General features: G+C 67.1%; 24 protein-coding genes. 19 read left to right on the top strand and 5 right to left on the bottom strand.

Going from position 1 to position 24319, the window contains the following annotated elements; translation table 11 throughout:
• The first annotated feature begins 5 nt into the window (after nt 1-5).
• The 11 genes from FIU88_RS17585 to FIU88_RS17535 all read left to right on the top strand — a co-directional run bounded on the left by FIU88_RS17585 (nt 6) and on the right by FIU88_RS17535 (nt 8978).
• Nucleotides 6-776 carry a ParA family protein gene (locus FIU88_RS17585; RefSeq protein ID WP_016854210.1) on the top strand — a complete coding sequence of 257 codons (771 nt, stop codon included), beginning with the start codon at nt 6-8 and terminating at the stop codon, nt 774-776.
• Between the two features lie 37 nt (nt 777-813).
• Nucleotides 814-1740: a ParB/RepB/Spo0J family partition protein gene (locus FIU88_RS17580; RefSeq protein WP_016854211.1), complete on the top strand. Its 927-nt coding sequence runs from the start codon at nt 814-816 to the stop codon at nt 1738-1740.
• Nucleotides 1741-1992: 252 nt separating this feature from the next.
• The gene (locus tag FIU88_RS17575) at nt 1993-2340 is read left to right on the top strand and encodes an ATP synthase subunit I (RefSeq protein WP_237738419.1); all 348 of its coding nucleotides are present in this window, start codon (nt 1993-1995) and stop codon (nt 2338-2340) included.
• A 14-nt stretch (nt 2341-2354) separates the two neighbouring features.
• A complete protein-coding gene (gene atpB, locus FIU88_RS17570; protein WP_152480048.1) occupies nt 2355-3179 on the top strand; it encodes a F0F1 ATP synthase subunit A in 825 nt (274 codons plus the stop codon).
• A 58-nt stretch (nt 3180-3237) separates the two neighbouring features.
• On the top strand, nt 3238-3465 hold the full coding sequence (gene atpE / locus FIU88_RS17565) for a F0F1 ATP synthase subunit C (RefSeq protein ID WP_016854214.1): 228 nt from the start codon (nt 3238-3240) through the stop codon (nt 3463-3465).
• 75 nt (nt 3466-3540) lie between these two features.
• Nucleotides 3541-4011: a F0F1 ATP synthase subunit B gene (locus FIU88_RS17560; protein WP_026068332.1), complete on the top strand. Its 471-nt coding sequence runs from the start codon at nt 3541-3543 to the stop codon at nt 4009-4011.
• A gap of 14 nt (nt 4012-4025) precedes the next feature.
• Nucleotides 4026-4565: a F0F1 ATP synthase subunit delta gene (locus FIU88_RS17555; protein ID WP_016854216.1), complete on the top strand. Its 540-nt coding sequence runs from the start codon at nt 4026-4028 to the stop codon at nt 4563-4565.
• A gap of 16 nt (nt 4566-4581) precedes the next feature.
• On the top strand, nt 4582-6126 hold the full coding sequence (gene atpA, locus FIU88_RS17550) for a F0F1 ATP synthase subunit alpha (RefSeq protein ID WP_016854217.1): 1545 nt from the start codon (nt 4582-4584) through the stop codon (nt 6124-6126).
• 71 nt (nt 6127-6197) lie between these two features.
• Entirely contained in the window at nt 6198-7079 is an 882-nt protein-coding gene (gene atpG, locus FIU88_RS17545; RefSeq protein WP_152480047.1) for a F0F1 ATP synthase subunit gamma, read from the top strand.
• A 66-nt stretch (nt 7080-7145) separates the two neighbouring features.
• The gene (gene atpD / locus FIU88_RS17540) at nt 7146-8522 is read left to right on the top strand and encodes a F0F1 ATP synthase subunit beta (protein ID WP_016854219.1); all 1377 of its coding nucleotides are present in this window, start codon (nt 7146-7148) and stop codon (nt 8520-8522) included.
• 24 nt (nt 8523-8546) lie between these two features.
• Entirely contained in the window at nt 8547-8978 is a 432-nt protein-coding gene (locus FIU88_RS17535; protein WP_035594491.1) for a F0F1 ATP synthase subunit epsilon, read from the top strand.
• A 104-nt stretch (nt 8979-9082) separates the two neighbouring features.
• Here FIU88_RS17535 and FIU88_RS17530 read toward each other — a convergent pair whose 3' ends face one another.
• From FIU88_RS17530 to FIU88_RS17520, 3 genes are all read right to left on the bottom strand, one after another.
• Nucleotides 9083-10150, bottom strand: a complete 1068-nt coding sequence (locus tag FIU88_RS17530) for an HlyD family secretion protein (protein ID WP_152480046.1) — start codon at nt 10148-10150, stop codon at nt 9083-9085.
• Nucleotides 10147-11694, bottom strand: a complete 1548-nt coding sequence (locus FIU88_RS17525) for an MFS transporter (protein WP_152480045.1) — start codon at nt 11692-11694, stop codon at nt 10147-10149. The genes FIU88_RS17530 and FIU88_RS17525 overlap by 4 nt, the downstream gene beginning before the upstream one ends.
• A gap of 137 nt (nt 11695-11831) precedes the next feature.
• Complete coding sequence (locus tag FIU88_RS17520) at nt 11832-12263, bottom strand: MarR family winged helix-turn-helix transcriptional regulator (protein WP_152480044.1); 432 nt, start codon at nt 12261-12263, stop codon at nt 11832-11834.
• Between the two features lie 207 nt (nt 12264-12470).
• Here FIU88_RS17520 and mgtE point away from each other — a divergent pair, with 207 nt between their 5' ends.
• The 7 genes from mgtE (at nt 12471) to FIU88_RS17485 (ending at nt 21843) form a co-directional block, all read left to right on the top strand.
• A complete protein-coding gene (gene mgtE / locus FIU88_RS17515; protein WP_152480043.1) occupies nt 12471-13841 on the top strand; it encodes a magnesium transporter in 1371 nt (456 codons plus the stop codon).
• Nucleotides 13842-13921: 80 nt separating this feature from the next.
• A complete protein-coding gene (locus tag FIU88_RS17510) occupies nt 13922-14719 on the top strand; it encodes an undecaprenyl-diphosphate phosphatase (protein ID WP_016854222.1) in 798 nt (265 codons plus the stop codon).
• Nucleotides 14720-14899: 180 nt separating this feature from the next.
• On the top strand, nt 14900-16006 hold the full coding sequence (locus FIU88_RS17505) for an FAD:protein FMN transferase (protein WP_152480042.1): 1107 nt from the start codon (nt 14900-14902) through the stop codon (nt 16004-16006).
• Nucleotides 16007-16051: 45 nt separating this feature from the next.
• Nucleotides 16052-17419 (top strand): bifunctional UDP-N-acetylglucosamine diphosphorylase/glucosamine-1-phosphate N-acetyltransferase GlmU, encoded by a 1368-nt coding sequence (glmU, locus tag FIU88_RS17500; protein WP_152480041.1) that lies wholly within the window; start codon nt 16052-16054, stop codon nt 17417-17419.
• 10 nt (nt 17420-17429) lie between these two features.
• The gene (glmS, locus tag FIU88_RS17495) at nt 17430-19262 is read left to right on the top strand and encodes a glutamine--fructose-6-phosphate transaminase (isomerizing) (protein ID WP_152480040.1); all 1833 of its coding nucleotides are present in this window, start codon (nt 17430-17432) and stop codon (nt 19260-19262) included.
• A gap of 14 nt (nt 19263-19276) precedes the next feature.
• On the top strand, nt 19277-20149 hold the full coding sequence (locus tag FIU88_RS17490; RefSeq protein ID WP_152480039.1) for a DUF72 domain-containing protein: 873 nt from the start codon (nt 19277-19279) through the stop codon (nt 20147-20149).
• A 347-nt stretch (nt 20150-20496) separates the two neighbouring features.
• Nucleotides 20497-21843: a sodium-dependent transporter gene (locus FIU88_RS17485; protein ID WP_016854227.1), complete on the top strand. Its 1347-nt coding sequence runs from the start codon at nt 20497-20499 to the stop codon at nt 21841-21843.
• A 98-nt stretch (nt 21844-21941) separates the two neighbouring features.
• Here the strand turns inward: FIU88_RS17485 and FIU88_RS17480 are convergent, their stop codons facing one another.
• Nucleotides 21942-22151 (bottom strand): PA3496 family putative envelope integrity protein, encoded by a 210-nt coding sequence (locus tag FIU88_RS17480; protein ID WP_016854228.1) that lies wholly within the window; start codon nt 22149-22151, stop codon nt 21942-21944.
• A gap of 201 nt (nt 22152-22352) precedes the next feature.
• Between FIU88_RS17480 and hexR the strand changes: the two genes are divergently transcribed.
• Nucleotides 22353-23213, top strand: coding sequence for a transcriptional regulator HexR (gene hexR, locus FIU88_RS17475; protein WP_026068333.1), 861 nt, complete (start codon nt 22353-22355; stop codon nt 23211-23213).
• Here hexR and FIU88_RS17470 read toward each other — a convergent pair.
• Nucleotides 23176-24318, bottom strand: a complete 1143-nt coding sequence (locus FIU88_RS17470; protein WP_172977736.1) for a glycosyltransferase family 92 protein — start codon at nt 24316-24318, stop codon at nt 23176-23178. The two genes, hexR and FIU88_RS17470, sit on opposite strands and share 38 nt — an antisense overlap.
• Nucleotide 24319 lies beyond the last annotated feature (1 nt).

Below are 24319 nucleotides of genomic sequence, written 5' to 3'. Positions count from 1 at the left end.
TCGTCGTGACCAAGATTATCGCCTTGACCAACCAGAAGGGTGGCGTGGGCAAGACCACCTCCGCCGTCAATCTGGCCGCCAGCCTGGCCTCCCTGGAGCGCCGCGTGCTGCTGGTCGATCTGGATCCCCAGGGCCACGCCACCATGGGCAGCGGCGTCGACAAGCACTCCCTCGACGGCAGCGTGCTCGACGTGCTGCTGGGCGAGAAGCGTGCCACCGAGGTGATCCTGGACTGCCCCGAGGCCGGCTACGCGCTGCTGCCCGGCAACGGCGACCTGACCGCCGCCGAGGTCGAGCTGCTCGACCGCGAGGAAGGGCGCGAGCAGGGCCTGGTCAAGGCGCTGGGCGAGGTCGCCGGCGAATACGACGTGGTGCTGATCGACTGCCCGCCGTCGCTCAACATGCTGACCGTCAACGGCCTGACCGCTGCCGACGGCGTGCTGATCCCGCTGCAGTGCGAGTTCTACGCCCTCGAAGGGCTCTCGGCGCTGCTCGATACCGTTGAGCAGATCAAGGCCAGTGTGAACCCCGGCCTCGAGATCCATGGCATCCTGCGGACCATGTTCGACGGCCGCAACAGCCTGACCCGCGACGTCAGCAAGCAGCTGCGCGACTACTTCGGCGATGCCCTGCTCAAGACCACCATCCCGCGCAACGTGCGGGTCGCCGAGGCGCCCAGCCACGGCCTGCCGGTCACCAAGTACGCCCGCTTCTCGCGGGGCAGCCAGGCACACCGGGTGCTGGCCAAGGAACTGATTCGCCGCCTGTCGCTGTAGCCGACACCGTTTGGTGCTTACCGATGAGGGGAACTCGATGACGCGCAAACAACGCGCTCTGGGACGCGGGCTGGATGCCCTGATCGGCGCCGGCGCCCGCCGCCGCGAAAGCCTGGATCTGCCCGGGGCAGAAGAGGCGCCGGAGGAGGGCGAGCTCAACGGCGCCGAGCCGATGGCCCCCGCCGCCGACGAGCGGCTCGAGCGCCTGCCGCTGGGCCAGCTGTCCCGCGGCAAGTACCAGCCGCGCCGCGACATCCAGCCCGAGGCCCTCGAAGAGCTGGCCGACTCGATTCGCGCCCAGGGCGTGATGCAGCCGATCGTGGTGCGGCCGATCGGCGAGCAGCGCTACGAGATCATCGCCGGCGAACGGCGCTGGCGGGCCGCGCAGCTGGCCGAGCTCGACGTCATTCCGGCGGTGATCCGCGAGGTCACCGACGAGGTCGCCCTGGCCCTGGCCCTGATCGAGAACATCCAGCGCGAGAACCTCAATCCCATCGAGGAGGCGCTGGCGCTCAAGCGGCTGCTCGACGAGTTCGAACTGACCCAGCAGCAGGCCGCCGACGCGGTAGGCCGTTCCCGGGCCCAGGTGGCCAACCTGCTGAGGCTGCTGGCGCTGGACCCCGAGGTGCAGACGCTGCTCGAGCGCGGCGATCTGGACATGGGTCATGCCCGGGCACTGCTGGCGCTGTCCGGCCCGAAGCAGCGCCAGGCCGCCCACGAGGTGGTCAACAAGGACCTCACGGTGCGCGCCACCGAGGCGCTGGTGAAGCGACTCGCGGAGGGACAGCCGGCCAAGGCCGAGGCGCCGGCCGCGAGCCCCGATGTGGCACGCCTGGAATCGCGCCTCGGGGACCTGCTGGGCGCGCCGGTGAAGATCCAGCACGGCCGCGGCGGCAAGGGGCGAGTGACCATTCGCTATTCGAGCCTCGATGAGCTGGACGGCATCCTCGGCCATATCAAGTAGCCCCAATTAGGGTGCTAAACGGTTTGTCGAAACTTATCGACTTTTAGTCGTAAGCTGGGGCGTTTTCGCGCGATATCGGCCCGCGATCGGTTGAAGGCATCGAGGGGGTTCCCTATAATCGCGCCGGGCTCGCCATTGGCTACCGCGAACGGCGGCGCGAGGAAACGGGACGCCGACGTCGGCCCCAATGTCGGCAACGTGCACGGAGATCCCATGGCAGCCAGGTACAGGCGCCCGATTCTCGGATGGTTGATGGCCGCGCAGGTTGCTATGCTCGGTGCGCTGTCCGGCCTGGGATGGCTCCTGGGGAGCCCGGGAGACGCGGTCTCGATCCTGCTGGGTGGCGGTGTGGCGCTGATCGCCAACGGCTACTTCGCCTGGCGAATGTTTCGTCATCGGGGCGGCCGCCAGGCGCGCCGGATGGTGAGCGGCCTCTATCGTGCGGAGGCGGGAAAGTTTGGTTTGACGGTGGCTCTGTTCGCGATGGTGTTCATCGCAGTGCCCCCCTCAAATCATGCTTTATTCTTTGGCGTTTATGTGGTGATGCTGTTCGTTCACTGGCTGGCCGCCTGGCTGGGCACGCGACCATTACCCCACTGAAATCGAGGCAGCTCATGGCAGGCAATAACCCGACTCCTGTGGAGTATATCCAGCACCATCTGCAAAACCTGACATATGGCTACCACCCCGAGAACGGCTGGTCCATCGCGCACTCCGCTGGCGAGGCTCAGGAGATGGGGTTCTGGGCCATTCACCTGGATACCATGGGCTGGTCGCTGGCCATGGGCGCGCTGTTCATCTGGCTGTTCCGCAAGGTCGGCAAGGCCGCGACCACCGGCGTGCCCGGCAAGCTGCAGAACGCCATCGAAATGGTCTTCGAGTTCATCGAATCCACCGTGCGCGGCGCCTTCAAGGGCAAGAACCCGCTGATCGCGCCGATCGCGCTGACGCTGTTCGTGTGGATCTTCCTGATGAACCTGCTCAAGCTGGTGCCGGTCGATTTCGCCCCCGCCCTGTTCGCCCGCTTCGGGGTCGAGTACATGAAGCTCGTACCGACCACCGATCCCAATGCCACCCTGGGCATGGCGCTGGGCGTGTTCTGCCTGATCATCTACTACAGCATCAAGGTCAAGGGCCTCGGAGGGTTCGCCAAGGAACTGTCGCTGACGCCTTTCAACCACTGGCTGCTGATCCCCTTCAACCTGGTGATGGAAATCATCGGCCTGCTCGTCAAGCCGCTCAGCCTTGGCCTGCGTCTCTTCGGTAACATGTTTGCCGGCGAGGTGATCTTCATCCTGATCGCCCTGCTGCCGTTCTGGGTGTCCTGGACCCTCAACGTTCCCTGGGCCATCTTCCACATCCTGGTCATCACCTTGCAGGCGTTCATCTTCACCGTCCTGACGGTGGTCTACCTGAACGCTGCTCACGAGCATCACTGAATCGCGTAATACCCGATAAACCCTTGAAACTTAACCTCAACTCGTAAGGAGTATCATCATGGAACTCGTCTACATCGCCGCTTCCCTCATGATCGGCCTGGGCGCTCTGGGTACTGGTATCGGCTTCGCTCTGCTGGGCGGCAAGCTGCTCGAGACCACCGCTCGCCAGCCGGAGCTGGGCAACCAGCTGCAGACCAAGACCTTCCTGATGGCCGGCCTGCTGGACGCCGTGCCGATGATCGGCGTTGGTATCGCGATGTACCTGATCTTCGTCGTCGCCGGCTAACGATTGGCATACCGAGCGCGCTGCGCTCGGTTTGCTTGTTTCCGGTCGCCACGAATCTGTCAGAGGTACGCCCCTGTGAATATCAACATGACGCTTATCGGACAGATGATCGCCTTCGCGATCTTCGTCTGGTTTTGCACCAAGTACGTGTGGCCGCCGATCAGCAACGCGCTCCATGAGCGCCAGAAGAAGATCGCCGATGGCCTGGATGCTGCCAGCCGTGCTTCTCGCGACCTCGAACTGGCCGAACAGCAGGCCAGCGAGACGCTGCGTGAAAGCAAGGAGCAAGCGGCCGAGATCCTGGAACAGGCCCACAAGCGGTCCACCCAGATGATCGACGAGGCGCGCGATCAGGCCCGCCAGGAAGGCGAGCGCATGATCGCCCAGGCCAAGTCCGAGATCGACCAGGAAGTGAACCGCGCGAAGGAAGAGCTGCGTGGTCAGGTCTCGCGGCTCGCCATCGTCGGTGCCGAGCGAGTCCTGGAAGCCTCCATCGACGAGAAGCAGCACGGCAAGCTCGTTGACCAACTTGCCGAAGAGCTTTGAGGAGGAGGTGACCCATGGCGGAACTGTCTACCGTCGCTCGCCCCTACGCCAAGGCGGCCTTCGAACACGCCGTCGGACGTAAGGCGCTCGAGGACTGGTCCGGCATGCTCACCACCGTGGCGCATGTCGTCGAAGACGACGACATGCGCCGTCGAGTGCTGGGCAACCCGCGACTCTCCAGCGCACAGAAGGTGGATGCGATCGTCGAGATCTGCGGCGATGCCGTCGACGACGACGTGCGCAACTTCCTGCGTCTGGTCGGACAGCAGGGTCGCCTGACGGCCCTGCCGGTCATCGCCGAGCAATTCGAGCTGCTCAAGGCCCAGCAGGAGAAGCGCATGGACGTCGACATCGTCTCTGCCTTCCCGCTGGACGAAGCGCAGCAGGACAAGCTCGCGAGCGCGCTGGCCAAGCGTCTGAACCGCGAAATCTCCATTACCACTCAGGTGGATTCCACCCTCCTGGGAGGCGTCATCCTGCGCGCCGGCGACACCGTCATCGACGGGTCGGTGCGCGGTCGACTGAACCGCCTCCACGAGGCCCTTTCCGCCTGAGTCTGAGGGACATGGCATGCAGCAACTGAATCCTTCCGAGATCAGCGACATCATCAAGCAGCGTATCGAGAAGCTGGATGTCGCGACCGAAGCCCGCAACCAGGGCACCATCGTCAGCGTGTCTGACGGTATCGTGCAGATCCACGGCCTCACCGACGCGATGTTCGGCGAGATGATCGAGTTCCCCGGCGGCATCTACGGCATGACGCTGAACCTCGAGCGCGACAGCGTCGGCGCCGTGGTGCTGGGCGACTACCTGCAGCTCGAAGAGGGCATGACCGCCCAGTGCACCGGCCGCATCCTCGAGGTGCCGGTGGGCCCCGAGCTGCGCGGTCGCGTGGTCGATGCCCTGGGTAACCCGATCGACGGCAAGGGCGAGCTCGGCACCGACAAGACCGACGCGGTGGAAAAGGTCGCCCCGGGCGTCATCACCCGTCAGTCCGTCGACCAGCCGATCCAGACCGGCTTCAAGTCCATCGACGCCATGGTGCCGATCGGCCGCGGCCAGCGTGAGCTGATCATCGGCGACCGCCAGATCGGCAAGACCGCGATCGCCATCGACGCGATCATCAACCAGAAAGGCACCGGCGTCACCTGTGTCTACGTGGCCATCGGTCAGAAGCAGTCGACCATCGCCAACGTGGTGCGCAAGCTCGAAGAGCACGGCGCCATGGAGCACACCATCGTGGTCGCCGCCGGCGCCGCCGACCCGGCCCCGATGCAGTTCCTGGCCGCCTACTCCGGCTGCACCATGGGCGAGTACTTCCGCGATCGCGGTGAAGACGCCATGATCGTCTATGACGATCTGTCCAAGCAGGCCGTGGCCTATCGTCAGGTCTCGCTGCTGCTGCGTCGTCCGCCGGGCCGTGAAGCCTTCCCGGGTGACGTCTTCTATCTCCACTCCCGTCTGCTCGAGCGCGCCGCGCGCGTCAACGCCGACTACGTCGAGAAGTTCACCGACGGCGAAGTCAAGGGCAAGACCGGCTCGCTGACCGCGCTGCCGATCATCGAGACCCAGGGTGGCGACGTCTCCGCGTTCGTGCCGACCAACGTGATCTCCATCACCGACGGTCAGATCTTCCTCGAGACCGATCTGTTCAACTCGGGCATCCGTCCGGCCATCAACGCCGGTCTCTCGGTGTCTCGTGTCGGCGGCTCCGCCCAGACCAAGATCGTCAAGAAGCTCGGCGGCAGCGTGCGTCTGGCCCTGGCCCAGTACCGCGAGCTGGCGGCCTTCGCCCAGTTCGCCTCCGACCTGGACGAGGCCACCCGCAAGCAACTGGAGCACGGTCAGCGCGTCACCGAGCTGATGAAGCAGAACCAGTACGCGCCGATGTCCGTGGCCGAGATGGCCGTCTCCCTGTATGCCGCCAACGAGGGCTACCTGGAAGACGTCGAGGTCAACAAGGTGCTGGACTTCGAACGTGCCCTGCAGGACTACATGAAGGCCGAGCACGCCGAGCTGCTCGACAAGATCAATGAGTCCGGCGACTACAGCGACGACATCAAGAGCGGCCTCAAGGCCGGTCTCGACAAGTTCAAGGCCACTCAGAGCTGGTGACCCCGCCGGCCCGCTCCTCCCGGGGAGCGGGCCCTGGAGCTTTCTGAGGGCCACGAACGGAGTAGATCGCTATGGCAGCTGCAAAAGAGATACGCACCAAGATCGGCAGCATCAAGAACACGCAGAAGATCACCAGTGCCATGGAGATGGTCGCTGCGTCGAAGATGCGCAAGGCGCAGGACCGGATGAAGGCCAGCCAGCCCTACGCCCAGCAGATCCGCAAGGTGGTCGGCCACGTCGCCGACGCCAACCCCGAGTACAAGCATCCGTGGATGCTGGATCGCGAGGTCAAGCGGGTCGGCTACATCGTGGTGTCGAGTGACCGCGGCCTGTGCGGTGGCCTGAACGTCAACATGTTCAAGGCCGTCGTCAAGGAGGCCAAGGCCTGGCGCGACAACGGCGCCGAGCTGGATTTCTGCGCATTGGGCAGCAAGGCCACCAGCTTCTTCCGCAAGTACGGCGGCAGCCTGGTCGCGGCCAAGAGCGGCCTGGGCGAGGCGCCGGAAGCCGACGAGCTGATCGGCAGCGTGAAGGTGATGCTGGACGCCTACGACGAGGGCAAGCTGGATCGTCTGTACGTGGTGTTCAACGAATTCGTCAACACCATGACGCAGAAGCCGGTGGTTCGCCAACTGCTGCCCCTGTCGCCCGAGATGGGTGCCGAAGAGCAGAACGAAGAAAACAAGCGTCCCGGAAGCTGGGACTACCTGTATGAGCCGGATGCCAAGGAGCTGCTGGACAGCTTGCTCGTGCGTTTCGTCGAGGCGCAGGTCTATCAGGCGGTGGTCGAGAACGTGGCCTGCGAACAGGCCGCGCGGATGATCGCCATGAAGAGTGCCACCGACAATGCCGGCAATCTGATCGACGACCTGGAGCTGGTGTACAACAAGGCCCGTCAGGCGGCCATTACCCAGGAAATCTCCGAGATCGTCGGTGGCGCCGCCGCCGTATAACGCCGAGGAAGGGCGAATCCCTTCCGGCAACCGGGTTTCATTTGCAGGTATTTGAGAGGAACCAAGATGAGCGGACGTATCGTACAAATCATCGGCGCGGTGATTGACGTAGAGTTTCCGCGGGACGATGTTCCCAAGGTCTACGACGCGCTGAAGGTCTCGGATGCCGAGACCGTTCTCGAAGTCCAGCAGCAGCTGGGCGACGGCGTGGTGCGCACCATCGCCATGGGCTCCACCGAGGGCCTCAAGCGTGGCATGGACGTCACCAACACCCAGGCCGCCATCTCCGTGCCGGTCGGCAAGGAGACCCTGGGTCGGATCATGAACGTGCTCGGCGAGCCCATCGACGAGGCGGGCGAGATCGGCGAAGAAGAGCGCATGCCGATCCACCGCAAGGCACCGGGCTACGCCGACCAGGCCGCCACCAGCGAGCTGCTGGAGACCGGCATCAAGGTCATCGACCTGGTGTGCCCGTTCGCCAAGGGCGGCAAGGTCGGCCTGTTCGGCGGCGCCGGCGTCGGCAAGACCGTCAACATGATGGAGCTGATCCGCAACATCGCCACCGAGCACAGCGGTTACTCCGTGTTCGCCGGTGTCGGTGAGCGTACCCGTGAGGGCAACGACTTCTATCACGAGATGCAGGAGTCCAACGTTCTCGACAAGGTGTCGCTGGTCTACGGCCAGATGAACGAGCCGCCCGGGAACCGTCTGCGCGTGGCCCTGACCGGCCTGACCATCGCCGAGAAGTTCCGCGATGAAGGCCGCGACGTGCTGCTGTTCGTCGACAACATCTACCGCTACACCCTGGCCGGTACCGAGGTGTCTGCCCTGCTGGGCCGCATGCCCTCCGCGGTGGGTTACCAGCCGACCCTGGCCGAGGAGATGGGCGTCCTGCAGGAGCGCATCACCTCCACCAAGACCGGCTCCATCACCTCCGTGCAGGCGGTGTACGTGCCCGCGGACGACCTGACCGACCCGTCCCCGGCCACCACCTTCTCGCACCTCGACGCGACCGTGGTACTGGCGCGTTCCATCGCCGAGCTGGGTATCTACCCGGCCATCGACCCGCTGGATTCCACCTCTCGTCAGCTGGATCCGCTGGTCGTCGGCGAGGAGCACTACAAGACCGCCCGCGGCGTGCAGGGCGTGCTGCAGCGCTACAAGGAGCTCAAGGACATCATCGCCATCCTGGGCATGGACGAGCTGTCCGACGAGGACAAGCTGGCCGTGTCTCGGGCGCGTAAGATCCAGCGCTTCCTGTCGCAGCCGTTCTTCGTCGCCGAGGTCTTCACCGGCGCTCCCGGCAAGTACGTGTCGCTGAAGGAAACCATCCGTGGCTTCCAGGGCATCCTCGACGGCGAGTACGACGAGCTGCCGGAGCAGGCCTTCTACATGGTCGGCACCATCGACGAGGCCGTCGAGAAAGCCAACCAGATGAAGTAATCCCTCCACCTGGGAGACGTCATCATGACGAAAACCTTCAAGTGCGAGATCGTCAGCGCCGAGGCGTCGATCTTCTCCGGCGAAGCCGAGCATGTCGTGGCAGCCGGTCGCGCGGGGGATCTCGGGGTATTGGCGGGGCATACGCCGCTGCTCACCGAACTGGCCCCCGGCCCGGTGCGCATCGTCCGTGGCGGAGGTGAAGAGGATCACTTCTATGTCTCGGGCGGCTTCCTCGAGGTCCAGCCCGAGGTCGTCACCGTGCTCGCCGATACCGCCGTGCGCGCCGACGACCTGGACGAGGCCGCCGCCGAGGAGGCCCGCCAGCAGGCCCTCAAGGCGATGCAGGACAAGTCCGCCGAGATGGACTACACCCGCGCCACGGCCGAACTGGCCGAGGCCGCGGCCCAGCTGCGGACCATCCAGCAGCTGCGTCGCAAGGTGGGTCGCAGCGGCTAAGGTCGCGCCACGCCCCGTGCGATGACAGCGCCCCCCGACTCAGTCGGGGGGCGCTTTTTTTGGTCGGCAGGCGGGGCGATGGCCGCGGGAAGGCTCTGCGAGGCTCAGCCGTCGGCGTCGGTATGGATGGTCGTCTCGACCGAGAGGCCGACCTTGAGCCGGTCGAGCCCGGGCTGATCCGGTTCGATGGCGATGCGCACCGGCAGGCGCTGGACGATCTTGGTGAAGTTCCCCGAGGCATCGTCGTGGGAGATCGGCGAGAAGGTGGTGCCGGTGGCCGGGGCGAGGCTGTCGACGTGGCCCTCGAGCGTCATCCCGGGATAGGCATCCACCGAGATCGTCACCGGCTGGCCGACGCGAACCTCGGTGATCTCGACCTCCCGATAGTTGGCGGTGACGTAGATCGCATCGGTCGGCACGATCGCCATCAGCGCCCCGCCGGCCTCGGTCCAGGCGCCGACGCGACCGGCCTGTTCGGCCACGATGCCGTCTCGAGGCGCCGTCACCCGGGTATGAGACAGCGAGAGACGAGCCTGCTCACGCTCGGCCCGGGCCTGGGCCAGCGTCGCCTGCGCACTCGCCCGCCGCGCTTCCAGGACCTGAGTCTGATGACGCACGTCGTCCAGGCTGGCCTGGTCCGCCTGGCGGCGGGCGTCCAGCGCCGAAGCGTTGGCGGTGGCCTGCTGGGCGTTCTGCTGCGAGGCATTGCCGTCATGACGCAGGCGGCGGTAGCGCTCGGCGTCGAGGCGGGCGTAGTCGACGTTGGCGATGTCCTCGTCCACCACGGCTTGGGCGTGGCGAATTCGAGACGGCTGCCTGGCCAGTTCGGCCTCGATCTCCGCCAGCCTGGCCTGCGCCGACGCCACCCGGGCCTCGGCGGCATCGACGGCGGCACGATAGTCGCGCGGGTCGATGTCGATCAGGGCGTCGCCTCGCGACACCGTCTCGTGATCCTCGACGTGCACGGCGACGATATCGCCGGCGACGCGCGGCGAGATGACCGTATAGTCGGCATCCAGCTTGGCATTGTTGGTCCAGGCTCGGCCGTCGTTCATCCACCAGGGGGCGGTCAGGAAGGCACCCCCCAGGGCCACGCACAGCAGCGCGGCGGCGCCGATGAGGCGTGGGGCGAGGGAGCGGGAAGGGGCTTGGGGCGTCTGGGTATCGGTCATATCGGTCGGGGGCGGTTGAACCGCGGTGCGTGGGTGCGTTTGGGCAGCAGGCAGAGCGGCACCAGCAGCAGGGCCAGCAGCGCCATCAGGCGCCAGGCATCGGCATAGGCCAGGACCGTCGCCTGCGCATCGATTCGTTCATGAAGCTGCAGCAAGGCCTCGCCGCCTGGGCCTCCCATGGGCCAGCTCAACGCCTCGCGGCCGTGGCCGCTCAGCGGCGCCGACTGCATCAGCGAGAAGCGCATCGTGCCCAGCCGTTCCATCAGGGCATGGGCGTGGCGATCGATGGCGACCGCGAGGTAGTGCCCGATGAGGCCGCCGGCCACCGGCCCGGCCAGCGCCCGGGAGGTGTTGATCGTCGCCGAGGCGAAGGGGCCTTCCATGGGATCGACGACCGCCGTGGCGGTCATCAGCAGGCCGACCACGACCATGGACTGTCCGATCGCGAAGACCACCTGGGCGACGTAGAACTGCTCCCGCATCCACGCCAGGGTGACGTGGCTGTTCGACCAGCTGGCCGCCGCCATCAGCAGCAGCCCGGATGCCATGATCCAGCGCGAGTCGATGCGCTCGACATTCAACACCAAGGCCGCGAGCGGCAGGATCATCAGCGGCGGCAGCGCGACGGCCAGCGTCACCGGCAGGCTCTGCAGCGGGCGATAGCCCTGGACCTCGGCGAGAAACTCGGCGGGCAGGGAGGCGCTGGAGGCGCTCAGGGTGATCACCCCGACCAGCATGCAGACGCCGAAGCCGAAATTGACGCGTCTGAGCAGTTGCGGACGGATCAGCGGCGCAGGCCCGAACGCACAGCGCCACAGGAACAGGGGCAGCAGCACCAGGCTGGCCAGGGCCAGCCCGCGGATCAGCGGCGAGTGAAGCCAGTCCAGGCGCTCGCCCTGGGCAAACAGGGTCACGACGCTGGCACACAGTGCCCAGCCCAGCCCCCAGCCGAGCCAGTCGAACTGCCGCCAGCGCGCCAGGCGCGGCGGATCCTGCGGCAGGCCATGGAGGATCAGTCCCGACGCCACCAGGCACAGCGGCAGGACCGCCCAGAACACGAAGCCGATGCCCGGACCGTGGTGGGCCCAGGCGACCACGGGCATGGCGATGTTGGGCGCGAAGGTGGCCGTCAGGCCGTAGGCGGCGAGGCCGAACAGCTTGAGCGCCGGGGGCAGGAAGCGCAGGGCCACCATCATCAGCAGCGGGATGAGAAAGCCCGTGGTGAGCCCCTGGCACCAGCGCAGCATCAGCAGCAGCGAGCGCGACTCGGTGGTGGCGCAGGCCAGGCCGAGCAGGCCCAGCGAGACGGCAGCCACGGCGGCGAAGCGGCGCACCGAGAAGGTCATGGCCAGCCACGGCGCGACCAACATGCCCATGGCGGCACCGATACTGTAGAGGGTGGTAAACCAGCTGCCTTGATCGACACTGTATCCGAAGGCGCCGCGAACATCCGCCAGGGCCAGCGAGGTCGCTTCCTGGTTGATATCCGCGCCGATACAGGCCAGCAGCATGCCTACCAGCCCGAGGACAAGTCGCAGGGACATCGAACGCTCTGGCGGTGGGGGGAGTGGCGCGGTGAGGGGGCCGCGAAGGAGCGCACACGCTACCGGCACAAGTTGACTATGTCAACTTGTGCCGGGAGAAGGATCCGAGAGTCCCACGTGTGCAGGGGCGGGCGCGCTCAGTCGGCGGTGCGCTCCACGTTCTCCAGCATGCGCTGCAGCAGGGCGTTGAGCTGCGTGACTTCCTCGGGCGCGAAGCCCGACAGCGCCTGGCTCGCCAGTTCGCCACGGGCCGCCTCCAGCCGCGAGAAGAGGCGCTGGCCTTCCTCGGTCAGCGCCGCCTGGGTGATGCGCCGCGGGGTAGAACTGCCGCTGCGGCGGATCAGTGCCTGCTGCTCGAGCTGCTTGAAGGCGCGTGCCACCTGGCCCTTGTCATGTCCCCGTCGCTGCAGCAGCTGCTGCTGGTTGTGCGTCGGGAACCGGCCCACGATGGACAGCACCCGCAACAGGAATGGCGGCAGCTCGATGCCTTCGCTGCGCGCCAGTTCGCTCAGGCGGGCGCGGCTGGTGAAGCCGAGTTCGGCCAGCGTGTCGAGAATCCTGCGTTCCATTCCTGTCGTTCTCCCTGCATCGATGCCAGGCCGATCGGCCTGCGTCGGTCAAGGATACAGCGATCCGTGTCCCGGCCTCATCCCTTCCCGGCGGCGCCTCCGGGGGAGCCGCCGAAGCTGACGCCCTCCACGCCCTGTGCGATCATGTTGCCCCCTGGCCCGGCCGGGGGGCGTTTTCGTTCGCGCCGGCACAGGGAGGACAAGATCATGCCGCTCAGCGATGCCCTGAATCGCCACAAGGAAGGCCTGCTCGCCGCCCTCGAGGCGGATGATCGCGCGCGGCTGAGCGCCCAGCTGCCGGAGCTGCGCTCCGCGGACATCGCCGAGATCCTCCAGGACCTGCTCGAACGCGAGCAGGAGCTGCGCGCCCGCGCGCTGCTGGACCGCCTGCCGCTGGAGCGGCGTGCCAACGTGATGGGCTATCTGCATGGCGAGGAGCAGCTGGCGATCGTCGCGGGCATGGGCGACGACCGCCTTCAGGCGGTGCTCGAGGAGATGGGGGGCGACGAGCGTGCCGACCTGTTCAAGGTTCTCGACGACGATCGCCGCGAGGCGCTGCTCAGGCGCATGGCGCATCAGGAGCGCGAGGAGCTCAAGCGCCTGGCCAGCTACGAGGAAGGCACCGCCGGCGCGCTGATGACCTCCGACTACGTGGCCATTCCCGCCGGGATGACGGTGTCCCGGGCGATGATGCGGGTGCGCCAGACCGCGCCGGACGCGGAGACGGTCTACCAGCTCTACGTGATCGACCCCGAGGGTCGCCTGGCCGGCACCATGTCGCTGCGCCAGCTGATGGTGGCGCGGCCCGGGGCCCGGGTCGACGACATGATGATCCATGACGTCATCCATACCTCGGTGGACACGCCTCAGGAGGAGGTCGCCCGGATCGTGGCCCGCTACGACCTGCTGGCCCTGCCGGTGGTCGACGAGATGCGTCGGCTGGTCGGCATCGTCACCCACGATGATGCCCTCGACGTGGTGGAATCCGAGGCCACCGAGGATTTCCACAAGGGGATGTCGATCGGCGCGCTGGAGGGCGGCGTCAGCCGGGTGCCGCTGCTGAGCCTGTATCGCAAGCGGGTGACCTGGCTGGTGCTGCTGGTGTTCGGCAACCTGCTCTCCGGGGCCGGTATCGCCCACTACGAGGCGACCATCTCGGCCCAGGTGGCGCTGGTGTTCTTCCTGCCGCTGCTGATCGGCAGCGGCGGCAACGCCGGCGCCCAGGCGGCCACCCTGACGGTGCGCGGCATGGCCACCGGCGACGTCGGGGTGCGCGACTGGGGCAAGCTGTTCGGCCGCGAGCTGCTGGTGGCCGGCTCGCTGGGGCTGACCATGGCGCTCGCCGTGGCGCCGATCGGCGTGTTCCGCGGCGGCGAGGCGGTGGCCATGGTGGTCGCGGTCAGCATGATCGTCATCGTGCTGGTCGGCAGCCTGCTGGGCCTGTGCCTGCCCTTCGTGCTCGACCGCCTGGGCTGGGACCCGGCCACGGCCTCGGCGCCGTTGGTCACGACCCTGATCGATGCCACCGGGGTGCTGATCTACTTCGGCATCGCCACCATGGTGCTGCCCGTCGGGTAAGGGAACGCCAACACGAAGGGCGGGTCAGTATGCCCTCGTGACGTTTATATCTCCTTGAATTCGCTTGATTGAGACCGACCATGGATTGGCTACAGATCGTTGTGCTTTCTCTCGTCCAGGGGCTGACCGAGTTCCTGCCCGTTTCCAGCTCCGCACACCTGATCCTGGTGCCGGTCTTCTCCGACTGGCCCGATCAGGGGCTGGCCTTCGACGTGGCCCTGCACCTGGGCAGCCTGATGGCGGTGGTGCTCTACTTCCGCCACGAGCTGGTGACCATGACGGCCAGCTGGGGGCGCAGCGTCGCCGGCCGCGGCACCGACGATGACGCCCGCCTGGCCTGGTGGGTGATCCTGGCGACGATACCGGTGTGCGTGGTGGGGCTGGCCTTCCAGGACGTCATCTCGGAGGTGATGCGCTCGCCGCTGGTGCTGGCCGGTGGCCTGATCGTCTTCGGCGTGGTGCTGGGCATCGCCGACTGGCGCCATCGCGGCACCCGCAGCGAGTATCGCATGAGCGGCCGCGATGCCCTGTGGATCGGCCTGGCCCAGGCGCTGGCGCTGATTCCCGGCACCTCGCGCTCGGGCATCACCATGACCGCGGCGCTGGTGCTCGGCCTGTCGCGGGAGGCGGCGGCACGCTTCTCCTTCCTGCTGTCGATTCCGGTGATCGTGCTGGCCGGCGGTCTGGAGGCCCTGGAACTGGCTCAGGCGTCGGTGCCGGTGGCCTGGGGCGATCTGGCGGCGGGCACCGTGCTCTCCGGTATCAGCGCCTACCTGTGCATTCATTTCTTCCTGGTCTTCATCCGCCGCATCGGCATGCAGCCCTTCGTGGCCTATCGGCTGATCCTGGGTATTGCCCTGATCTGGCTGTTCGGCTGAGGAAGCACTGATTGATTGCTGCGCTTGATATCCTGGTCGCCGGCGGTGCCGGGGCGCCGGTCCGATCGGAATCCTCATGTAGCAGGCTACACTCCGGTTCCTGCGCTCCGGCGGCAACCAGCCTCTCTTCGCTCGCGACATAAATCAGCGCATCCTTTTTGTTTATTTGTTGGAGGACTCATGCCACTCCCACGTCTTCGCTTCGCCTTTGTGACGCTGATGCTGATCGTCCTCCTGGCCGGCTGCTCCGAGCGGACCCTCGAGACGCCGGTCACGCTCGAGGGCGATATCTTCGGCACCTTCTACCAGGTGACGCTGGCCGACCCGATCACCGCCGAGCGCCGCGACGAGCTCGAGGCGGGCATCCTCGACGAGCTCGAGGGCGTCGATGCCTCGATGTCCACCTACCGCGACGACGCCGAGCTGGTGGCCTTCGATCACGCCCCTCTGGGCGAGTGGCAGACGCTCTCCGCGCCCTTGATCGAGGTGCTGTCGATCGCCCGACGGGTGGGCGAGGCCAGCAACGGCGCCTTCGACGTCACCGTCGGCGGGCTGGTCAACCTGTGGAGCTTCGGCCCCGAGGCGAGGCCGCGCGAGGTGCCGGGAGACGCCCTGATCGAGCAGCGCCTCGCCGAGGTCGGCATGGACACCCTGGAGATCGATGCGGATCAGCGGCGGGCGCGTCGCCTCAAGGACGTGTTCGTGGACCTCTCCGGCGTGGCCAAGGGCTACGCCACCGATCGGGTGGCGGCCTATCTGGCCTCCCAGGGCCTCGACAACTATCTGGTCAACATCGGTGGCGAGCTCGAGGTGGCCGGCCATCGCGACGGCGAGGCCGAGCCCTGGCGCATCGGCGTCGAGATTCCCCGCGACGGCCGGCCCCGGGCCAAGTACGTGCTGCCGCTGGAGGACACCTCGGTGGCCACCTCCGGCGACTATCGCAACTACTTCGAGGAAGACGGCCGGCGCTACTCTCATACCATCGATCCGCGCACCGGCCGCCCGATCCGGCATCGCATGGCCTCGGTGACGGTGGTGGACGATTCCAATGCCCGTGCCGACGCCTGGGCGACCGCCATGTCGGTACTCGGCGAGGACGAGGGCATGGCCCTGGCCGTCGAACATGACCTGGCGGTGATGATGCTGGTGCGCAACGCCGCCGACGACGACTGGGTCAGCCTGGCGAGCCCGGCCTTCGCGGCCCGCTTCGGCCGCGACCGGCTCGAGGAGATGGGCATCGAGGTGATGGACGAGCCGGTGGCCGGCGTGGCGGCCGAGGCGCCCTAGGCACTAGAATGGCCTGATTCAACGATGGATCGACAAGGAGTCACGATGAGTCTCGACGTGGTGATACTGGCGGCCGGGCAGGGGACCCGGATGCGTTCGACCCTGCCCAAGGTGCTGCATCGCCTGGCCGGCCGGCCCCTAGTGCGGCACGTGATCGACACCGCCGCCGGTCTCGAGGCCGATCGGACCCACGTGGTGGTGGGCCACGGCGCCGATCGCGTGCGCGAGGCGCTGGCCGACTGCCCGGTGCGGTTCGCCCGCCAGACCGAGCAGAAGGGCACCGGCCACGCCGTGGCCCAGACGCTCGATCATCTCGGCGAGGGCAAGGTGCTGGTGCTCTACGGCGACGTGCCGCTGACCCGGCGCGAGACCCTGCGCGACCTGCTGGCGCGGGTCGACGAGCAGCACATGGCCCTGCTCACCGTGACCCTCGATGACCCCAGCGGCTATGGCCGCATCCTGCGCAACGAGGCCGGCGAGGCGGTGGCCATCGTCGAGCACAAGGACGCCTCCGAGAGCGAGCGCGCGGTGCGCGAGTGCAACACCGGCATCATGGCCATGACCGCCGCCCAGCTGCGCCGCTGGCTGCCGCAGCTGTCCGCCGACAACGCCCAGGGCGAGTACTACCTGACCGATGTCATCGCCATGGCCGCCGCCGAGGGCGTGAGGATCGCCACCGCCCAGCCGTCCCGGGCGCTGGAGGTCGAGGGCGTCAACAATCGTCTGCAGATGGCGCAGCTGGAGCGTGCCCACCAGCGCGACATCGCCGAGTCGCTGATGACCGCCGGCGTGGCCCTGGCCGATCCCTCGCGCCTCGATGTGCGCGGCACCCTGACCTGCGGCCACGACGTCGAGATCGACGTGGGCTGCGTGTTCGAGGGCCACGTCGAGCTGGGCGAGGGCGTGCGCATCGGCCCCTACTGCGTGATCCGCGACAGCCACGTGGGCGCCGAGAGCGAGATCGACTCCCACAGCGTGCTCGAGGGCGCCGTGGTGGCCGGCCACAACCGCATCGGGCCCTTCGCCCGGCTGCGACCCGGCTCGCGCCTGGCGGTGGGGGCCAAGGTCGGCAACTTCGTCGAGACCAAGAACGCCGAGGTGGGCGAGGGCAGCAAGATCAACCATCTCAGCTATGTGGGCGATGCCCGGCTCGGGCGCGACGTCAACGTCGGCGCCGGCACCATCACCTGCAACTACGACGGCGCCAACAAGCACCGCACCGAGATCGACGACGGGGCCTTCATCGGCTCCAATACCGCCCTGGTGGCGCCGATGCGCGTCGGCAAGGGGGCCACCGTGGGCGCCGGCTCCACGCTGAGCCGCGACGTGGCGGACGATACCCTGGCGGTGAGCCGCGGACGCCTGATCAGCAAGGACGACTGGCAGCGGCCGGTCAAGCAAGACGACCTCTAAGGAGCGAACCATGTGTGGCATCGTCGGCGCTGTCGCCCAGCGCAACGTACAGGGCATCCTGCTGGAAGGGCTCAAGCGGCTCGAATATCGCGGCTACGACTCCGCCGGCATGGCCGTGCCGGGGCGTGACGGCCGGCTCGAGCGTCGTCGTGCCCTGGGCAAGGTCGCGGCCCTGGAGGAGGCGCTGGTCGCCGCGCCCCTGGCCGGCCACAGCGGCATCGCCCACACCCGCTGGGCCACCCACGGCAAGCCCAGCGAGGCAAACGCCCATCCCCACCAGTCCGGCGAGCGCCTGGCGCTGGTGCATAACGGCATCATCGAGAACCATGAGGCGCTGAAGGCCGAGCTCGAGGCCGAGGGCTATGCCTTCAGCTCCGAGACCGATACCGAGGCGATGGCCCACCTGATCGCCCGCGAGGCGCAGGGCGGCGACCTGCTGGCCGCCGTGCAGCGGGTGCTGGCGCGCCTCGACGGGGCCTATGCGCTGGGCGTGGTCCACGTCGACGAGCCGGGCGTGGTGATCGGCGCCCGCCAGGGCAGCCCGCTGGTGGTCGGCGTCGGCATCGAGGAGGCCTTCCTGGCCTCCGATCCGCTGGCGCTGCTGCAGGTCACCGACCGCTTCATCTATCTGGAAGAGGGCGACGTGGTGCGCCTCTCCGGTGCCGGCAGGATCGAGATCTTCGATGCCGGCGGCGACGCCGTGGAGCGTCCGGTGCAGACCTTCGAGCACGGCGACGGCGCGGCCAGCAAGGGCGGCTATCGCCACTTCATGCTCAAGGAGATCCACGAGCAGCCGGCGGTGATTGCCGCGGCCCTGGAGGGCCGGCTCGGCGATCGCAGCGTGCTGGTGGAGAGCTTCGGCCCCGAGGCCGAGGCGCTGTTCGGTGAGGTCCGCCAGATCCACCTGGTGGCCTGCGGCACCAGCTATCACGCCGGCATGGTGGCGCGCTACTGGCTGGAGCGTTATGCCGGCGTGCCGGTGCAGGTCGAAGTGGCCTCCGAATTCCGCTATCGCCGCGTGGTGGTGCCCGAGGGCACGCTGTTCGTGACGCTGTCCCAGTCCGGCGAGACCGCCGACACCCTGGCCGCGCTGCGCTTCGCCAAGCGGCTCGGCTATCTGGGCAGCCTGGCGATCTGCAACGTGCCGGGCAGCTCGCTGGTGCGCGAGTCGGACCTGACGCTGATGACCCAGGCCGGTCCCGAGATCGGCGTGGCCTCGACCAAGGCCTTCACCACCCAGCTCACCGCGCTGATGCTGCTGACCCTGGCGCTGGGCCGGGTGCGTGGCCAGGACGCCGACGAGCAGGCGACGCTGGTCGAGGCGCTGCGTCGGCTGCCGGCCCGGGTCGGCGAGGTGCTGGCGCTGGATCCGGCCGTCGAGGCGCTGTCCGCGGCCTTCGCCGAGAAGCATCACGCCCTGTTTTTGGGGCGCGGGCCCGAGTTCCCGGTGGCGCTGGAGGGCGCGCTGAAGCTCAAGGAGATCTCCTACATCCATGCCGAGGCCTATCCCGCCGGCGAGCTCAAGCACGGGCCGCTGGCGCTGGTCGACGCCGAGATGCCGGTGATCGCGGTGGCCCCCAACGACGCCCTGCTCGACAAGCTCAAGTCCAACCTCCAGGAGGTCCGGGCCCGCGGCGGCGAGCTGTTCGTGTTTGCCGACGAGGGCGTGGCACTGGAGGACGGCGAGGGTATCCGGGTGTTGCGTCTGCCCAAGGTGGAGGAGGCCCTGGCGCCGATCCTCTATACCGTGCCGCTGCAGCTGCTCTCCTATCATGTCGCCGTGCTCAAGGGCACCGACGTCGACCAGCCGCGTAACCTGGCCAAGTCCGTCACCGTGGAATGAGGGACGAGGCCACCATGGCCGCCAGTGAGCCGCCGCGACTGCACCTTGGCCTGCCGATGTGGGCCAACCCCGACTGGCGCGGCGGGCTCTATCCGCCCCACGGCGGCAGCGACGATCTGCTGGGCGACTATGCCCGGGTGTTCTCCTCGGTGGAGGGCAACACCACCTTCTACAGCGGCGCGCCCCGCGCCGAGACGGTGGCGGCCTGGGCGCGCCAGGCGCCGGCCGGCTTCCGCTTCTGCTTCAAGCTCCCGTCGTCGCTGACCCACGAGCGGCGCCTGGTGGACGTCGAGGCGGGCTTCGATGACTTCCTGGCGGCCCTGGCGCCGCTGCACGATCGCCTGGGGCCCATCATGGTCCAGCTGCCGCGGGACTTCGGCGCCGAGGAGCTGCCCCGCCTCGAGGCCCTGCTGGACCGCTGGCCGAGCTGGTTGCCCTGCGCGGTCGAGGTGCGCCACAGCGAGTTTTTCCACAAGGGGGTGGCCGAGACGGCCCTCAACAGGCTGTTGATAAGTCACGGCGCCAACCGGGTCATGCTCGACGTGCGGCCGCTGTTCTCCACCGCCGCCGGCGATCATCCGGGCATGCAGAAGGCTCAGCACGAGAAGCCGAAACGGCCGTTACATGTGATTTCCACAGGGGAATTTCCCGTGGTGCGCTTCATCGGCAATGTTGACGAGTCGATCAATATCGACTACTTCACGCCCTGGATCGAACGCCTTGTCTTGTGGATAAAACAGGGGAAAACCCCTTTCCTGTTTGTGCATACCGCCGATAACCGCCGCGCCCCGCAGCTGGCGCGTCGGCTCTATTCGTCGGTGGCGGCACGGGCCGGACTGCCGCCGACGGCGGACTTTCCGGGCGAGCGCCAGGCCGCGCTGTTCTGAGCCGCGGGGCGGCTCGTTTCGAACGCCAGGGCGCGCGCTGCGTGGTTTTGCCGCCATGGGTGGCCTCCGGGCAGACGATCGGATATGTTACCCCTCGCTCGTCACTTGCCATCGAATATCGTCGACCCTCACGCCTAACCCCTGTGGGGTGTCGCGATACCTCCTTGCGGTTTCCACCCTTCACCCCACCGGTGGAAACGTAGCCCTGGTAGTGATCCTGCTTGGCATGCGTTTTATGCCCTTGAATGCGCCGTACCGAGATCCGGCACGGCGTGGACGTGGCGACAACAATCAGAACGTCATCGCATCCGATCGATCGATGGCGACACGACCCTTCAAGGTGAATTATGTCCCTCAAGCAACAGCAACACGCGCACTGGTCGTCCCGGCTGGGCTTCATCCTCGCGGCCACCGGCTCGGCGGTCGGCCTGGGCAATATCTGGAAGTTCCCCTACATGGTGGGCGAGAGCGGCGGCGCGGCCTTCGTGCTGGTCTACCTGCTGTGCATCGCGCTGATCGGCCTGCCGATCCTGGTCACCGAGTGGATGATCGGCCGCCGCGGCCAGAACAATCCCGCCAACGCCATGGCCGACCTGGCCGAGGCCTCCGGCCGCACCCGGGCCTGGATGATCGTCGGCATCAGCGGCATCCTCGGCGCCTTCCTGATCCTGTCCTTCTACAGCGTGATCGGCGGCTGGTCGCTGTACTACACCCTGAACTCCGTCACCGGCGCCTTCAGCGGCCAGGATGCCGACGGCATCGGCGCGCTGTTCAATGCCATGCTGGGGAGCCCGGGCCTGCTGCTGGCCGGCCACTCGGTGTTCATGCTGCTGGTCATCGGCATCGTCGCCCGCGGCGTGACCAAGGGCATCGAGAGTGCCGCCCGCATCCTGATGCCGGCGCTGGGCGTGCTGATGGTGGTGCTGGTCGGCTATGGCATGACCACCGGCCACTTCGGTGAGGCCGTCTCCTACCTGTTCAATCCGGACTGGAGCAAGCTCTCCGGCGAGACCGTGCTGGCGGCCCTGGGCCATGCCTTCTTCACCCTGTCGCTGGGCATGGGCATCATGATGGCCTACGGCTCCTACCTGGGCGAAGAGGTCGACCTGCTCAAGACCGCGCGCACCGTGGTGATCATGGACACCGTGATCGCGCTGGGCGCCGGCCTGGCGATCTTCCCGCTGGTGTTCGCCAACGACCTCGACGTGGCCTCCGGCCCGGGGCTGATCTTCGTCACCCTGCCGCTGGCGTTCGGCCAGATGGGCGGCGGCATCGTGGTCGGCCTGCTGTTCTTCCTGCTGCTGACCTTCGCCGCCCTGACCTCGGCCATCTCGCTGCTCGAGCCGGTGGTGGAATTCGTCGAGGAGCGCACGCCGCTGCCGCGCGTGGGTTCCGCCCTGGTGGCCGGGGTGGCGGCCTGGGCGCTGGGCATCGCCGCGCTGCTGTCGTTCAACCTGTGGAGCGACCCGGTGCTGTTCGGCCTGAACGTCTTCGACCTGCTGGACCGGGTGACCAGCAAGTTCATGCTGCCGCTCACCGGCCTGGGCGCCATCGTCTTCACCGCCTGGTATCTCGACAAGGAGAGCGTGCGGCGCGAACTCGGCATGGACATCTACGACTTCAGCCTGTGGAGCCTGATCACGCGCTTCATCGCGCCGATCGGCGTGGCGGTGGTGTTCTTCACCAGCCTCTGAGGTCGAAGCCGTGGCGATACCGGGGCCGACCCCGACGCGAGAGCCCCGCCCCGTGCGGGGCTCTTCGCGTTCGGGGCCTGCGGTCGCGGGAGTCGGGATCAGTGCATCTCGTCGGCGTCGTCCTCGGGCAGGTCGGCGATGTCCTGGCTGAGACGCTTGAACTCCTCGTGGAGCTCGATGCCGCGGCGGGCGCGCAGGTTGCGCTGGGCGGCGGTACGGGAGCGTTCTTCGTGCTCGACGACTTCCATGCTCATGAAGATGTCGAGGAGTTCGCTCTTGACGGAGGATAAGCGTTCGACATTACGCATGATCGACTCTCCTGTCTGCAGTGGGGGTGTCGGCATCGGCGTGGGGCGCTGCGCGACACTGCAATTCTTACTATACCCCTCTTGACAGAATGATGAAGATCGGAGTGTCAACGATCCTTTCGGCGCCTTGCTGCCCATGGGGGCGTCGGTTGGGGCATACTGTGGGCATTGCCCTCGAATCCGCCGACCCAGGAGTGCCGCGTGAGCCTTGGCCTGTTCGATGAAATGAGACGCCGCATGACGCACTTCCGCCGCTCCGAGCAGAAGGTGGCGAGGTTCGTGCTGCGCAATCCCGATGAGGTGATCCACATGCGGATCGTCGACCTGGCCACCGAGGCCAAGGTCAGCGAGCCCACCGTGGTGCGCTTCTGCCGCGCCCTGGGCTGCAACGGTTTCCAGGACTTCAAGCTCAAGCTGGCCCAGATGCTGGCCACCGGCAGCCAGTTCGCCCAGTTCTCGATGAACGACAGCGACTCGGTGGCGGAATTCTCCCAGAGCATCTTCGACTCCACGGTGGGTACCCTGCTGTCGGTGCGCGACCGGCTGGACAACGATGCGCTGAGCCAGGCGATCAATGCCCTGGGCATGGCCAATCGGGTCGAGTTCTACGGCTTCGGTGCCTCCGGCGCGGTGGCCTTCGATGCCCAGCACAAGTTCTTCCGCCTGCAGATCTCCACCGCCGCCTACACCGACCCGCACATGCAGAACATGTCGGCGGTGACCCTCAAGGAGGGCGATGTGGTGGTGGCGATCTCCCAGACCGGGCGCACCCGGGCGCTGGTGGCCAGCGTGCGCCTGGCCCGCGAGGCCGGCGCCACGGTGATCGGCCTGTGCCCCAGCGGCTCGCCGCTGGCCGAGGAGGTGACCCTGCCGCTGTACATCGACGTCCACGAGGACACCGAGATCTACACCCCGATGAGCTCGCGGATCGCCCATCTGGTGATGATCGACGTGCTGGCGGTGGGCGTGGCCAAGTCCCGTGGGCCCAGGCTCGCCGAGCAGCTCAAGTCGGTGAAGAAGAGCCTCAACTCGCTGCGCTATCCGGAGCCCGACGAGTCCTGAGAGCGTCTGAGGCAAAGTAAGCGTTGTCGGGACGCCGCTGGACATGGCTGTCATCGAGGATCAGCCCCTCCGGGCCGACTTCCGCGAGCTTGTTCAGGTGTGGCTGCCAGTTCGTGGTGATGCCCAGGAAGTGCAGGAAGTAGCCGTGACGGCTGGTCATGCGCTCTGGCCGATTGCGCCGCATCACATGCCAGAAGGGGATGGGAAGGGTGCTCCAGGTATTGTGCTGGGAGATCACGTCCACGGCTTCGGTCTGACAGATGAACTTGCGCGCCGTCTGACGTCGCTGCGCATGGCGCCAGACGAAGTCGAAGTGGGTGTAATCGTCTCGCTCGGGAGGCACGAAGGGCACGTTGTAGCTTTCGAAGTACAGGGTGCTGTTGCCTGAGAGCTCGTGCTCGAGCCGATCCTTTTCCGCGATCAACAGTTCATCGATGTCGAAATTGAACAGGCGGCCCCGACGGGCGAACTTGCTCAGGCAGTGATTGAGGGCACCCGGCTGAGCGAACTTGTTGTGCCGCCTTCCTGGGGGGCCATAGGGGAAGTTCCAGCGGATCACGGTCGCGCGGCCGCGAAGGCATGCCTCCAGGGCGTCGATGTTGTCGCTGCCGTTGTCGTAGAGGACGACATCGTCGATGCCGTAGTTGTCCCGGTGGAAGTCGACCCAGGTGGAGATCCACTCCGGCCGATTGTTCTTGGAGATCGCGGCCAGCACCGTGCGTCCTCCGGGGAGTTGCTCCTCGGTGAGCTGCAGCCTTGCCGTGAAGCCATCCAGCTCGAAGGCGATGTCATGTGACGCCCCAGGAGTGACGCCTGCCTCCAGCATCACGAGTTTCTGCTCGGGAAGCTCGCGCAGGCGATAGCGGACCCGAGAACCGTTGACCTTCAAGCTCATCCCGTCCAGTGCAGGCTTGAGATTGAGCGCGGGCGGTCCGATGGCACGCAGCATGGAGCTCTCGGCATCGATGAAGACATCGTAGAACAGGGTCCTGTCATCGAAGTGCTCGAGCTCGTTCGATGATATGGCATTCCTAAGGTTGGGGCGCCGCCGCAGGGAAGAGTCATCGGGCAGTCGAACGGGGTTCAGGGCGGCGAGGTCGGCCATG

This window comes from Halomonas sp. THAF12 (genome assembly GCF_009363675.1).
Classification (GTDB): Bacteria; Pseudomonadota; Gammaproteobacteria; order Pseudomonadales; family Halomonadaceae; genus Halomonas; species Halomonas smyrnensis.
This window is presented reverse-complemented; position numbering and strand designations above follow the sequence as displayed.